General features: G+C 31.5%; 11 protein-coding genes. 3 read left to right on the forward strand and 8 right to left on the reverse strand.

From position 1 onward, the window contains the following. Positions 1 to 55 precede the first annotated feature (55 nt). From SM12261_RS07940 to SM12261_RS07960, 5 genes are all read right to left on the reverse strand, one after another. Positions 56 to 2269: a glycoside hydrolase family 31 protein gene (locus SM12261_RS07940; RefSeq protein WP_000688732.1), complete on the reverse strand. Its 2214-nt coding sequence runs from the start codon at positions 2267 to 2269 to the stop codon at positions 56 to 58. After that, positions 2266 to 2910, reverse strand: coding sequence for a DUF624 domain-containing protein (locus SM12261_RS07945; protein ID WP_001170588.1), 645 nt, complete (start codon positions 2908 to 2910; stop codon positions 2266 to 2268). The genes SM12261_RS07940 and SM12261_RS07945 overlap by 4 nt, the downstream gene beginning before the upstream one ends. Before the next feature lie 205 nt (positions 2911 to 3115). Then, positions 3116 to 4681, reverse strand: coding sequence for a type 2 periplasmic-binding domain-containing protein (locus tag SM12261_RS07950; protein WP_000681132.1), 1566 nt, complete (start codon positions 4679 to 4681; stop codon positions 3116 to 3118). A gap of 9 nt (positions 4682 to 4690) precedes the next feature. Then, on the reverse strand, positions 4691 to 5587 hold the full coding sequence (locus SM12261_RS07955) for a carbohydrate ABC transporter permease (RefSeq protein ID WP_000870790.1): 897 nt from the start codon (positions 5585 to 5587) through the stop codon (positions 4691 to 4693). 17 nt (positions 5588 to 5604) lie between these two features. Then, a complete protein-coding gene (locus SM12261_RS07960; protein ID WP_000861543.1) occupies positions 5605 to 6522 on the reverse strand; it encodes an ABC transporter permease in 918 nt (305 codons plus the stop codon). Between the two features lie 202 nt (positions 6523 to 6724). Here SM12261_RS07960 and SM12261_RS07965 point away from each other — a divergent pair, with 202 nt between their 5' ends. The 3 genes from SM12261_RS07965 to SM12261_RS07975 all read left to right on the forward strand — a co-directional run bounded on the left by SM12261_RS07965 (position 6725) and on the right by SM12261_RS07975 (position 11518). Further along, on the forward strand, positions 6725 to 8395 hold the full coding sequence (locus SM12261_RS07965) for a sensor histidine kinase (RefSeq protein WP_000773062.1): 1671 nt from the start codon (positions 6725 to 6727) through the stop codon (positions 8393 to 8395). Next, positions 8376 to 9914 carry a response regulator transcription factor gene (locus tag SM12261_RS07970; protein WP_001023729.1) on the forward strand — a complete coding sequence of 513 codons (1539 nt, stop codon included), beginning with the start codon at positions 8376 to 8378 and terminating at the stop codon, positions 9912 to 9914. Before SM12261_RS07965 ends, SM12261_RS07970 begins: the two co-directional genes overlap by 20 nt. A gap of 395 nt (positions 9915 to 10309) precedes the next feature. Continuing rightward, a complete protein-coding gene (locus tag SM12261_RS07975) occupies positions 10310 to 11518 on the forward strand; it encodes an ATP-binding protein (protein ID WP_001106639.1) in 1209 nt (402 codons plus the stop codon). 466 nt (positions 11519 to 11984) lie between these two features. Here SM12261_RS07975 and SM12261_RS09645 read toward each other — a convergent pair whose 3' ends face one another. From SM12261_RS09645 to SM12261_RS07995, 3 genes are all read right to left on the reverse strand, one after another. Next, entirely contained in the window at positions 11985 to 12542 is a 558-nt protein-coding gene (locus SM12261_RS09645) for a hypothetical protein (RefSeq protein ID WP_001198039.1), read from the reverse strand. Then, complete coding sequence (locus SM12261_RS07990) at positions 12543 to 12893, reverse strand: hypothetical protein (protein WP_000370998.1); 351 nt, start codon at positions 12891 to 12893, stop codon at positions 12543 to 12545. 163 nt (positions 12894 to 13056) lie between these two features. Beyond that, positions 13057 to 13833 (reverse strand): hypothetical protein, encoded by a 777-nt coding sequence (locus SM12261_RS07995; protein ID WP_004239161.1) that lies wholly within the window; start codon positions 13831 to 13833, stop codon positions 13057 to 13059. Positions 13834 to 14046: the final 213 nt, after the last annotated feature.

Genomic DNA, 14046 nt, shown 5'->3' on the forward strand with positions numbered 1-14046 from the left:
GAGATGTAAAACTGTTACACATTAAATAATAGAAATTGTGTACGAAATTTCTCAATTAGTTTTCGCTAGTAAATATCTTTTCCAACAAACGCCCTCTCAATTCCTTATCCTGATGATGCAAGATATTCATTAAGTCATGAGAATTTTTAGCATTGATGAATTGATTTAACAATCTATCTTTTAATTCATATGGAAGAAAAGCCGTCTTTAGTAGTCTAAAAACTTCATCATTTAGGGATATCCTTTTATTATCTTTACATTCAAATCTAGCTGTATCATTCTTATTTGGCAATTCAATCATAGACACATTCGTTCCTTTAAAATGAATTCTATGTTTTCTATTACTTGGAACGATACTAGAATCTCCTTGTAATGTTAACTCTACCATCCCCATTTCCCAGTTGATTGATAATCTTGTTTTATATCTTTGACCATTTTGATCTTCAATCATTTCAAAAGAATGTTGTTTTCCTGGGAATACATACCAATCTACAACTTCAGGTAAATCAACACCCATATCTATCTCAGAACCAACCAAAGGAATGATTGCACCACTTTTTGCAAACACAGGAATAGTCGAAATATCTCTATAAACACTTAAGTTCACACCACCTGTGTACTTTTTCTCTGAAAAGAAGTCATACCATTCACCTTCAGGGAACCATACATCTACTTTTGCAGATTGGAATGCCAAATCCATCTTTTCTACAATGGGAGCCACCATCAATTCTGTTCCAAAAAAGTATTGATTTGGAACATTATAGCTCTCATCATTTTCTGGGTAGAAATAATACATTGGGCTGATTAATGGGGCACCTTCCTCATGTGTCTTTACATTCATGGTATATAGATATGGAATCATCTGATGTCTCAAACGAAGGTATTTCTTCATAATCTTAGATGTTGTTTCTGAAAAAAACCAAGGTTCTTTACTATTAAAGGGACTTCTAGAACTATGTAATCGAGTTATCGGACTAAAAACGCCAAACTGTAGCCATCTAGTTTGTAGCTCTTCGTCATAATCCCCCAGCATGTGCCCACCGATATCATGACTCCACCAACTATAACCGATATTTGATGCTGTCGCTGTAAAATAAGGTTGAAATCTTAAGGAATTCCAACTAATAATAGTATCCCCTGAAAAACCAACAGGGTAGCGGTGACTACCAGGACCTGCATATCTTGATAAAATCAAGCCACCTTCTGAATTTTTACAACTATCCTGATAGTGATAATGGTTTAAAAGCCATAGTGGATCCAACATGCCTTGTGTCCCTTGTTGCCAGTCAATCCACCAAAAATCTACTCCCTGCTTTTCTAGCTTATAATGAACATCTTTAAAGTAGGCTTCTCTAAAAGAGGGATTAAAAAAATCAAAAATAGCAGGTTCTTCTAGTTCTACATTTAACCCCAATCGTTTTGCGACTTGAGGATAAGCTTCTTCATAAGCTCGTATACCATCAGCAGGATGGACATTTAAGGAGAGTTTTAACTTTTTATCATGAAGTTGTTGCAATAACTGTTCTGGATTAGGTATTAAGTTTCTATTCCAACTATATCCTGTCCAGCCACTTCCAAAACGAGCTGGAATGTCAGTTATGTGCCAATCCATATCTAACACACCGATAGATAATGGAATTTTCTCTGCTTTAAATCTGTCTATTAAATCCAAGTATTCATCCGACGTATAAGGCCAATATCTACTCCACCAATTCCCTAAAGCATATCTTGGCAACAAGGGTGTTGAACCAGTCAAATGGTAAAAGTCTCTGATTGCTCCTCTATAATCATGCCCATAGGCAAAGAAATACAGGTCAATTTGATTTTCTCTCTCAATATAACCAGACTGTTCATCCCAAATAAATCCTTGAGAATCATCCAATAAGGCTATACCATTTCGGCTAATAATTCCATCTTCTAACGAGATTGCTCCATCTGCCTTATCCAGAGTCCGAGCTGTTCCTTTTAACGTTTCAATAGACTCACCAAAATACCAGCGACTACCATATACGGCAAAATTTCCTTTTAATTCTATAAATAAATTTTCGGCGTTAAATTCTCCTTTATTAAAGTGCAGATGAAAATAGTCCGTCATAATATCTAGTACGTTTGATGTCTCGATATAATCTAACGAAACTTGGCCAAAATCTCTATTGTAGATAAGTTGTGTCGTTCTATCCTCAAAACTTCCAGTTTGAGAGTATTCTAACCTTACTAGCTTGTCTGTTAATACAGAGATTCGATAAAACTCTCCCTTAAAAATTTTCAATTTGTTGTCCTCCTTTTAGTAAATTTCTTTACCTTATCAAACATTTTATTTGTTATCGTTACATTCATCAATCCGCAAAAAGCAAAGCCCCCAAATGTAAATACGTAAATAGCTGTTAAAACTCGTTCTGGACTACTAAAACTCATATACAGTACAGAAATATTAAATAAAACCAACATGATAGCTTGTATTGGATTTAAAATACAAATTAATACGCTATTTACAATACTATTTTTTAGATTATCTTTAAATAAACCAATATAGGGAAAAATAACACTCATCAAAAGTATTATAACAAATAAAAAGGGCAACACTAACAATAAACTATACTCTGAAAATAAACTTGAATAGCCCCAAAGACAATAGTTCACATATAAAAGTAATTCTATTAGGAGGATAAACAACCAAATAAAAGTTGACTGTTTAAAATTTCGTCTAAAGATCCGAAAATAATGATAAGCAATATCGGTATCTTTACCTTTTAAAATACGATACCACATTGTCGTAAGAGAAGTTAATGATGCCCCAATTGTAACTATTGGAATACAACTAACAATAAATAGAGTATTTAAAATAATTAAATCTGTCAAAAAAGTTAAAATTCTAACCACTTTTCCATCTAATGAAAATAATTTTTGCATAATAGATATCTCCATAAAATCAATCGTCTTAACTCTATACTTTAGAATGTCAGTTGCACAAAAATATTACCTAAATTATTTAAAAAACATTTCTAAATTTCTTTAAAAATTAGAATAAAGGAAGCGAGATAATTTGATGTTATCAGTCTCGCTTCCTGTAATTAGCTAGTCCCTTGTTTATACAACCAAGAGTTCATATAAAGTATTACTCTTTTACTTCTTTTTGGTAACGATTATATGCTTCCTGTTGAATCTTCATAAATTCGTCCAATCCCATATTCTTAAGAGTTTCTTTGTATGAGTCCCATTCTTTTTCTATGCCGCCTTCAACTACCCATTTAGATGCTTGTTGTTTGACATAAGATTCAATACTAACATAGATTGATGATAATTTGTTAAGCTCTTCTTGTGAATAAATCACATTAGGGTAAGCTGGCAACGCAAATTGTTTCAAATCTTGGTCCATCTTCAATTTCAATCCATCACCTTGTGTTTGATCGATTTCTACGCGACTATTGATATCATCGCTTACGTATTTAGGACCAAAATCTCGAAGTGAATTAATCCATGCCCATTCATCAGCTGATTTACCATCTTTAGGAGGTAACACTTTAAACTTATCACCATTCTTTTCAGTAGCTATTCCAAATGATCCATAGAAATTCTGAATACTTGCTTCATCTGTATATAATTTATCCAACCATTTCAATAATTTAGCAGGATTTTTGCTCTTATTTGTAATCAAAATTTCATTTCGACCGTAGTTGTAATGATCTGGATCAGAAAAGACATATTGTTTACCATCCATACCTTTTAAAGCAGGTAGAGCAATATACTCACTTGAATGTAAGCCAAACGTTGCATCTGCTGTCCAACCACTAGAAACACCTACTCTAGATACTCCCTTATCCATACGTTTTGCTACACTCATAGAGGTATCTTCTGTAAAGATTTCCGGATCAATCAAACCTTTTTTATAAGATTCGTGCATTGCTGCAATCCCTTGTTTATAACTTTCTTCTGTACGAAGGTAGACTGGTTTTCCATCTTTTACAGACATTTCATATGTATTATCTGCCCCTAAACGATTATTGAACGGAAGAATATATGAGAATGTTGGATCAAAGTTTCCTGCTCCGAATGGAATTTCATCAGAAGCGTCTCCATTTCCGTTCGCATCTTTATCCTTAAATTCTTGTAGTACTTTTACTAAATCATCATAAGTTTCTGGAACCTTTAATCCTAAATTATCCAGCCACTTTTTATTAATAAATAGCTGATTAGCTACAGTAGGACGCATCGGTAATTTTTTAGGTAGACTGTAGATATGACCATCTGGTGAAGTAATCATAGCTTTAATCTTAGGTTCTTTCTCCATAGCCTTAGTTAAATTTGGCATGTTTTCTTTGATTAAATCTTCCAATGGAATAAATAAAGATTGATTCTGAGCAATTTCTGAATCTGTAAAAGCATTTGAACCTAAAAATGCATCTGGTAAATCTCCACTAGCAACCAACACAGATTTCTTATCTGCCCAATCTGCAGCTACAAGTGTATCCCATTTAACATCGATACCTGATTCTTTGGCAGAATCAGTTAGAAAACCTTTATGATAATCTTCTCCCCAGTCAGACCAACGAACAGTTGTGATTTTATAAGAATCTTCTCCAGACTTATCGTCCTTATTCGCATTATTGGAATTTGCACAGGCTGTTAAGCCAGCAAGTGTAACGGTTCCTAAGAACAAATATGTAAATGATTTATGTTTCATGTTTTTCTCCTATTCTTTCAAGGCACCAATCATTACGCCTTGATTAAAATATTTTTGAACAAAGGGATATAGCAACATTATCGGAGCGGTTGAAATAACAATTGCTGCATATTTCATCATATCGGCTTTGATACGAAGATCTGATGCCACTTCTCCTGTTGCTTGCGATTGTAACATTTGATTACTAATTAGTAAACGTCGTAAAATTAATTGCAATGGCTGTAAATTTTCATTCGTTAAATAAATTAAAGCATTAAACCACGAATTCCAAATACCAACTGCAGTCCAAAGTCCAATAACTGCTATAATAGCTTTTGATAAAGGAACGACTATCTTAATAAAATAACGAATTGTACCACATCCATCAATTTGCGCAGCCTCCCACATCCCGTCTGGAATACTATTATTAAAGAAAGTTCTAGCAACAATAATATTGTATGATGAAACCGCAAAAGGTATTACCATTACCCAAAATGTATCAATTAGGCCAACATTCTTTACTGTTAAGTAGGTAGGAATCAAGCCACCTGATACGAACATAGGGATTATGTATAAAATACTCATCCATTTTCTACCAACTAATTCTTTTCTAGATAAAGCATAACCAGCTGGAATATTGACTACTAAAGCAACTAAGGTACCAACAACAGTATATAAAATGGTATTTAGATAGCTACGTAAGAATAAAGGTTGTTGAATAAGACGTAAATATCCATCTAATTTCCATTCTCTAGGAATAAACCATACCTTTCCATTTGCAACATCTGAAGGATTACTAAAAGATGCAATCACTACAAACCATAACGGATAAACAATTAACAGGATAAGGAAAATTGCTAAACCATAGGTAACTATATCAAATAATAATTCAGAGTTCGTTTTTCTTGATTTATGAAACCATTTCACCTTGAGCACTCCTTCCTTTAAAAAAGACCCGTTCTGGTATATCTTTTTGAGAACCAGTTAACAGATAACAAAATTATTAGATTAACTACCGTGTTAAATAACCCTATAGCTGTCGAATAACTATACTGAAAGTTCACCATACCAACTTTATAAACATAGGTCGAAATTATCTCACTTCCTGCTAAATTAAGAGGATTCTGTAGTAGTAACACTTTCTCAAAACCTACACTTAATAAACTACCTGCTCTTAATATTAATAGAATCATAGCAGTCGGCAAAAGCAATGGTAATTCTATATGCCGAATTTTTTGTAACCTAGAGGCACCATCCATAGTTGCAGCCTCATAATATGTAGGATCAATTGCAGAAAGCGCTGCTAGATAAATAATACTATCCCAACCAATATGTTGCCATACATCGCTCCAAACATAAACACCTGCAAAATGACTAGGTTTTGATAAAAGATCTGGAATAGTAATTCCAACAGACTTAAATACATTCGCTAACAAACCACTAGTAGGAGATAAAAATAAGATAATCATCCCACACATAACCATTGTAGAGATAAAATGGGGTAAGTAAGTTGTCACTTGAAATATTTTTCTAAATTTCCCAACTCTTAACTGATTACTGATTATAGCTAGTATAATAGGTAAGGGGAATCCTACTACAATACTATAAAGTGAAATTTTTAATGTATTGAACATAGTTGTCCCGAATTGGAATGATGAGAAAAATTGAGTAAAGTACTTAAATCCTACCCACTGACTAGCAAAGATACCATTGGCTGGTGAATAGTCTTTAAATGCAATAATTAGTCCCAACATGGGAATATAGGAAAATAAAATTAATAGCAATATTGAAGGAAAAAGTAATATATATAACGGAATACTATGCTTTAATTTTATTTTATGAAGTTGAGATGCTACTTTCATGTTTTTCCTCCCATCTGATTTTCTACGATTATTTTACACCATAAAGAATTCCCTTAATATAACTTTTTGGACTAGGTTTATCAATTTTTCAGTTTTTTAATTTTAAGAACTATTACTTTTCCGACATCTTAATAAAACATATCTGTTTTGTTACATGATATCATATTTTCAAAGTGCTATAATTTTAATAGGAGACTAGTATATGAAATTAAATCACGACTTATCAAAAAAACATTCTATTCATTTTTTCTTTAAACTCCTACTTGTACTACTATTGATAAATATTTTAATCAATATTGCTATGAGTGACATAACCAGAAATTTTATTAAAAACCAAAATATAGTACACCTACGTAGTTCAATTGAAATTTATGCTGACTCTGTTAATGAGAAATTGCATTCTGTAGAACGCTTTATGTACTCAACAATAACGCATAATGAATCTTTAGAGAAATTAAATCATGTACAAACGTTTCTTGACTATCAAGAAGATCTCAAAAAAGTTCAAACTAGCTTTGCAGAGTTTGAATATCAAAATGAAACTCATATGACATTCTTATTAGAAACCGATAGTACTGATTATTTTATAAATGTCTCCAATCTTTATATTCCATATGAAGATTATTTACTGTTAAAATCAAATCTAAAATCATTGCGTAGTGATATAAGTGACCGTAAATGGAAAAATGTAACTACTAAAAACAGTGAATACTTAGTTAAATCTGTTCATTACGAAGGAAAAATCATTTATGCCGTCATATCTTCAGAAGATATCCTAAAACCTCTCAAAAAACTCAATATTGGAAATAATGGTAAACTTTCCCTAAAAGAGCCTAACAATATACCGTCCTCTAATTACCTAATTCATGCACAAAATGAAAAAACACATTTACCTTTCGATATTTATGTTTTAGTCGATTATGCCGAAGTCTTTAGAAATATCACACTCTTAGAAGTATTTTTATCAGCTGTTCCTATCATTATCACCATTTTATCAATCATCATTATCCTGTATATTCGTCAGTGGATGATTAAACCTATAACAAGACTTACTGAACGGCTCTCTCAATTTGGGGACTCCATCCCCCCTTCTGAATTTTTTATATCTGAAGGTATACTAGAAATTGATAAGGCAAATGATAAACTTAATAAAGTAATATTTGACATGCAAGAATTAAAAATACGGGAATACCATTCACAACTAGAACTTAAGAAGATAGAACTTAATTATCTTAAAAATCAAATTCGTCCGCATTTCTACTTAAATATGTTATCAATGATTCATAGTATGCTTCAAACAAAAAACTACAAGGAAATTGAAGAATTAACTATCCTAACTTCAAATTATCTCCGTCATTTATTTATGGCTAATCAAGATTTTTCAGAACTTAAAGATGAAGTTCAGCATATTAAAGATTATTTAGAAATACAACGGATTCGATATGGAAATAGTATCTACTTTTCACTAGACTACAATTCTGATTTACAAAATACTCTTGTTCCATCATTACTTTTACAAACATTTATTGAAAACACAATCAAACACGGTTTTTCATTTCAAGATTTATTTACAATTTTACTATCAATAAAAAAAGTAAAAACTGAGGACTCAGATTATATTCAGATTTGTATCGAAGATAATGGTCCAGGTTTCTCTGAAGAAATTTTATCAAAACTAAATCAGAAACAGTCTCTAATAACAGAAGATGGACATCATATCGGGATAACAAACACCATCGAACGTTTAAATCTTCTCTATCCTAATGACTATAGTATTGCATTTGAAAATAATGAAGAAGGTGGAGCTAAAATTCTTTTACTCATTCCATACAAGATTATAGACGGAGGTTATAATGAACATCTTATTAGTTGATGACGATCGTTTTATCATTGAAGCTTTACGAGAGAAAATAAATTGGGCTAAACTACACATTGACATTGTTTATGTTGCCTATAGCCTCACTCAAGCTCAAAATATTATTAGAGAGCATCCTATTGATCTCATGATAAGCGATATAGAAATGCCTCAAGGCAGCGGCCTCGAACTCTTATCTTGGATTAGAAATGAAAAATATGATATAAAAACAATTTTTTTAACTAATTACGCCGACTTCAACTATGCTCAAAAAGCAATTGAATTGCAAAGCTTTGAATACTATCTAAAACCCATTAACTTTGAAAAATTAGAATTTATTATTCAAAAAGCCATTAGTAAAATTGAGAATCATAACTTAAATGGAAAAAATGATTCACTTTTACAAATAGAAGATAATTTCTGGTATGATTACCTTAGAAAACCTCAAATTTCTCGCATTGATGAACTAGAAAACATAGCGAGCAAACAAGATTTTATTCTTAAACAACACCAGTATTTTTTCCTCGCAGTTTTAACCATTAATCTTAATGAAGAAGATTATTCTGTAGAAACTCCATCATGGACTTCTCAACTAAAAAGAGAACTTCAAAGAATTTCACAACCTTCTTATAAACTGATAAGTTTGTTTAAGATGGAAAGCCAGGTTGATCAATATGTTTGTCTTTTTAGAGTAGACTCATCAAAACGTAGTGACAAATTAGCATATGAGATTCATTCTCAAATTTCTAATAACTTTAGTAAATACTCAAACATTATATATAAGAGTTGCCATAAAATATCCGATATTTTATTTCATACCAAAGAACTCTACACTTATAATGAACAATATGTTTCTTATTGGAATACTATTACATGTGTTCCACATAGTTTCCCAACTTCTTTTAAAACAGAAACTCTTTCAATTACTTTTTTAGATACCTTAAGTGAATACGAATTAAGAGAAAAAATTAATTCACTTGCTTATAATTCTCAAATACCTACTTTCACACTACAACAAATTTTACTAGATTGGACTCAACAAATAGGAATATATCTAGATCAAAATGGAATCTCGGCACATAAATTATTCCAAAACAGCACTCATGATTTCTTATTCCAACGACGCTTTCATTCAATTGAATCTTTTCAGGATTACTTTGATTATTACTGGTCACATGCTAAGAAATTTGCAACAAACATTGAAAACCAAAAAAATAGTATTCAACGCATCGTCGAATACATAGATCATCACTACTATGAAGATATAAATCGTTCTATCTTAGCAGATGTTGTTTATCTCAGTGCAGATCATTTAGCTAGAATTTTTAAAAAAGAAACTGGAGAAACTCTTGTTAAATATATAACGGATAAGCGCATTAATGCTGCTAAATCTCTCCTATCTCAAACAAATATCTCGATATCACAAGTATCTTGTCAAGTAGGGTATGATAATTATTCTTACTTTACTAAAATTTTTAAACAAAGGACTGGACTTTCTCCTGGAGATTACCGTAAAACTTATCAAAACAAAATGTAAGCAATCTAAATCATTGAAATGATAAGTAAAATTCAAGGTCTGTAGTAATTTTTGAAATTCTACAGTTTTTCCAAAGATAGCTCCATAAACTTATTTGAAATTGCTGATAAGGTAACTTCTTAAAAAGTCAGTTTGAGAAAAACAGCCAGCAAATATTTCTAGGATAAAACGTATACTATCAAGTTTTTTATTCCTGATAGTATGCGCTTTTTATTTGAATACTTGCTACAAAACCTCACAAGATTTACTATCATGCCATACCAAAATGGACTATTTTTTGATTATAGAAAAAGATTATTTTTAAATGTTTAGAAATAATAAAATAAATTCCAATTTATTTCTAAATATTTGAAAATAATGTCTATTTGTATTATACTATCTTTGAGGTATCTATTATGAACTATATTAAAAGACCACATTATTTAGATTTTTTAAGAAGACATCGTGACCGACAAATCATCAAAGTTGTGAGTGGAGTTAGACGAGCTGGTAAATCTGTTCTCTTTCAACTCTATAAAGAGGAGTTACTAGCAACTGGGGTAGACGAGGATCAAATCATATCCATCAATTTTGAGGATCTGAGTTACTATGACCTCCGACATTTTCAAACATTATACGCTTATATAAAAGATCAATTAGTTAGCGAGAAAACATACTATATCTTTTTAGATGAAATTCAACATGTTGAGAAATTTGAACTGGTAGCAGATAGTCTATTCATCCTACCAAATGTTGACCTCTATTTGACTGGATCAAACGCCTACTTTATGAGCAGCCAATTAGCAACAAACTTGACTGGTCGGTATGTTGAGATAGAGGTTCTTCCTTTGTCATTTGAAGAATATCTATCAGGTCAATCTCTCACAGAAAATCTGAATACAACAGAAATTTTTAACAATTATCTCTTTAGTGCTTTCCCTTACTTATTGCAAACATCATCTTACGCTGAAAAAATTGATTATCTAAGAGGAATATATAACTCAATACTGTTAAATGATATTGTAACTAGATTAGGAAATCCAAATCCTACTATTATTGAACGCATTGTCCGAACCCTTCTCAGTAGTACAGGTAGCTTAATATCAACAAATAAGATTCGCAATACCCTGGTCAGCCAAAACGTTTCAATCTCCCATAATACTTTGGAAAATTATTTGACGACTTTGACAGATAGTTTGCTTTTTTATTCCGTTCCACGTTTTGATGTAAAAGGTAGAGCATTATTGCAACGCTTAGAAAAATATTATCCCGTTGATTTAGGTTTACGACATCTCTTATTACCAGACCACAAAGAAGACATTGGGCATATCTTGGAAAATATGGTATATTTAGAATTGAGACGTAGATATTCACAAGTATATGTTGGTAATTTAGATAAATATGAGGTTGATTTTGTTGTTGTAACTGATCTTGGTCACTACACTTATTATCAAGTCAGTGAAACAACACTTGCTCCAGAAACACTAGAAAGAGAACTTAGACCACTAGAAGCCATTAAAGATCAATTCCCAAAATATCTATTAACAATGGATACGATTCAGCCAACAGCCAATTACAATGGTATTGAGAAGAAAAACATTATAGATTGGTTACTAGAAAAGTAGATAGGCACTGAACACATAAATTGAGACGCAAAAATAACACTCCTGTTTAGATCTAGTGAAACTATGAACAGGAGTGTTTTATTATGACCGAAAAAGGTTATTCCGTAGAAACTAAGTTACCCTTCATCAAAATAAAAAATGATAGAAATTAAATAAGGTAATCACGCCTAGCCTTGCAATCAAAATTTAGAAAAGGTTATCACAAAGCTAATCGAGCTAAAAAATCGACAAAAAAGCACTTTGCAAAATCTTTGCAAAGTGCTTTGAAACGTTGATATAATCGTATTGATTAACGTTTTGAGAATTGTGAAGCTTTACGAGCTTTCTTAAGACCTGGTTTGGAAAGTATGAGTTTCAGTTGGACTAAAAATAGTGTAAAATCAATATTCTATAGTTTTCAACTGCCTTTTTATTTCAAAAAATTTGTATAAGTTTTATTGAATGAGGGAAATTTCAAGTAAACAACTTAGCTGTTATTACTCCCGAATAGAGTTTCCCACTGAGTTATTGATAATGGGAGTATGGGTTTGTTTTTCTTGTAAAAATCTAATAGGTCATCATTATCTATTCGAATCACATTGTCAATCTGATCTATATTAATTACTTGCGGTGCATATAGGTAAACTATATATCCCTCTTCAACATATTGTTTAAAATCTAAAGCATCAAGTACTTTCGCTTTCTTACCTTTCACCTGAACCACAGCTTTCCTAAAGTTGCCAACCTCCCTAGAAATCATTTCACACTCGATCTTAATTGTAGTAGATTTATTTGCTATTGAATTAGATAGAACATAGTAGTTCTCTTCTATTTGCAAATAAGATATCACAAGTTCCTCTAAGTCAAAATCTGGTAGATTATCCAAAAGATTATCCTCATATGGAATAACCTTATAATATTTACTGTTTGATAATTGATTAAAAATTGTTTTCGAATACTCAATTATTATTCTATCACGAATTCTTTCAACAGTACCACCTCGTGGCCTATTGAAGGACGATTTAATTTGACCAGGAACTTGCATTCAAAAATTATAAGCTTCAACTGGTAAGACTGCTCCAATATCCAATCGTTTATCACATACTACTTCAACAGGCGACTTAACTCTACAAATCCAGTATCTACCATCTAGATCTCTTGTCCAGAATAAGTCGTCTACTTTTGCATCCCTAAAAACGTTAATTGCTGGGTTAGCTCTTCCAGATAATTCTTTAACCCTTTGATAATACTCTTGAAAACTCTCACGATAGAGATCTTCACTCTGACTACTCCACCCAATAGCAACATACTGTTTTTTACTATTTAAACAGAAATCCACCAATTCCTGTCTAGAATCAGTCCCAGTCTTCAAGTGTAATCTCACTACATTATCCATAAATTTTACCTCATCAAAGGATATAATTGTAGCATTAGTATATCATAAATAACAACAAAATTTTGACTTCCCGAAAACTAATACGATATATTGGAAGTATTGATCTTAAATAGAATATATGCGAACCGTATTAATGCCAGATTTTTTTAATAATTTCAAATTATTATCTATTTCGACTTTTCTTCTTATCAAACTTATTAATTTCTAGTTGGACATATTTTTTAAGGCTACTATTTTTGATTCTACAGTCGATAATTTTGTTTTCTTTAATTAAATTAGATATCTTATTTTTGAACTTTTCATTATTTTTTTCTCTGTATACTACTATTGTTTCAACTATCTTAACCATTGTATCTAGTTTTTTTGATAACAAAACTAATTTTGATATATCATCGTATTTATTCAAAGCATCTGGAGTACTTTCTTTTGTTCCATCAGAATTTAATTGTGTACTCCACTGACCATGAGCCAATCTATTTCTCATCGTTATAAATTCCTGAAACTCTTTTAAATAATTACTCTTATCTCGAAAGAGCTCTAATAGATTTTGTCCATTCACATCAGTCCAATCAATATCTGTTGATTTTTGAAAACTGATTTCTAGGCACTTATGCCATTTATCATATGTTGTACCTTTTCTCTTAATAATAGTTTGTAATTCAGCCTCACTAAAGGCTACCGAAGAATTTTCATGTAATATTTTCATCAATTGTAATTCAAATCTGCTACCTAAAATATAAGCGTATAGATTAGTCAATGCTTTCAATTCATATATAAGCTTTTTTCTAATTTGACTTTCTTTATTATTTGAAATATACCAATAATATTCACCTGCTAATGGTCTTATTTGACGTCTAAGAACATCTAACTGAAAATCTGCATATCGAATATTTTCAGTATAGAATTGATATAAATTTTCCTTTGTAAGCTGTTGTGCCATTTCCCCTCCAAAAACAAAAACCCTACTCTTCGAAAAAGTTTTCATAAATCAAAACTCTTTCGGAGGGTAGGGTTCGAACCCACCTTTGGTCATTAAACTTAGTTCCTAAGTGACCGACTTCCAAATTTGGATGTGTTATTTACCACTTTACACCATCTCCGTGTAATAAAGTATACAATTTTATTATAACCAATCACTGACTATTAGTCAATA

It is taken from the genome of Streptococcus mitis NCTC 12261, from assembly GCF_000148585.2.
Classification (GTDB): domain Bacteria; phylum Bacillota; class Bacilli; order Lactobacillales; family Streptococcaceae; genus Streptococcus; species Streptococcus mitis.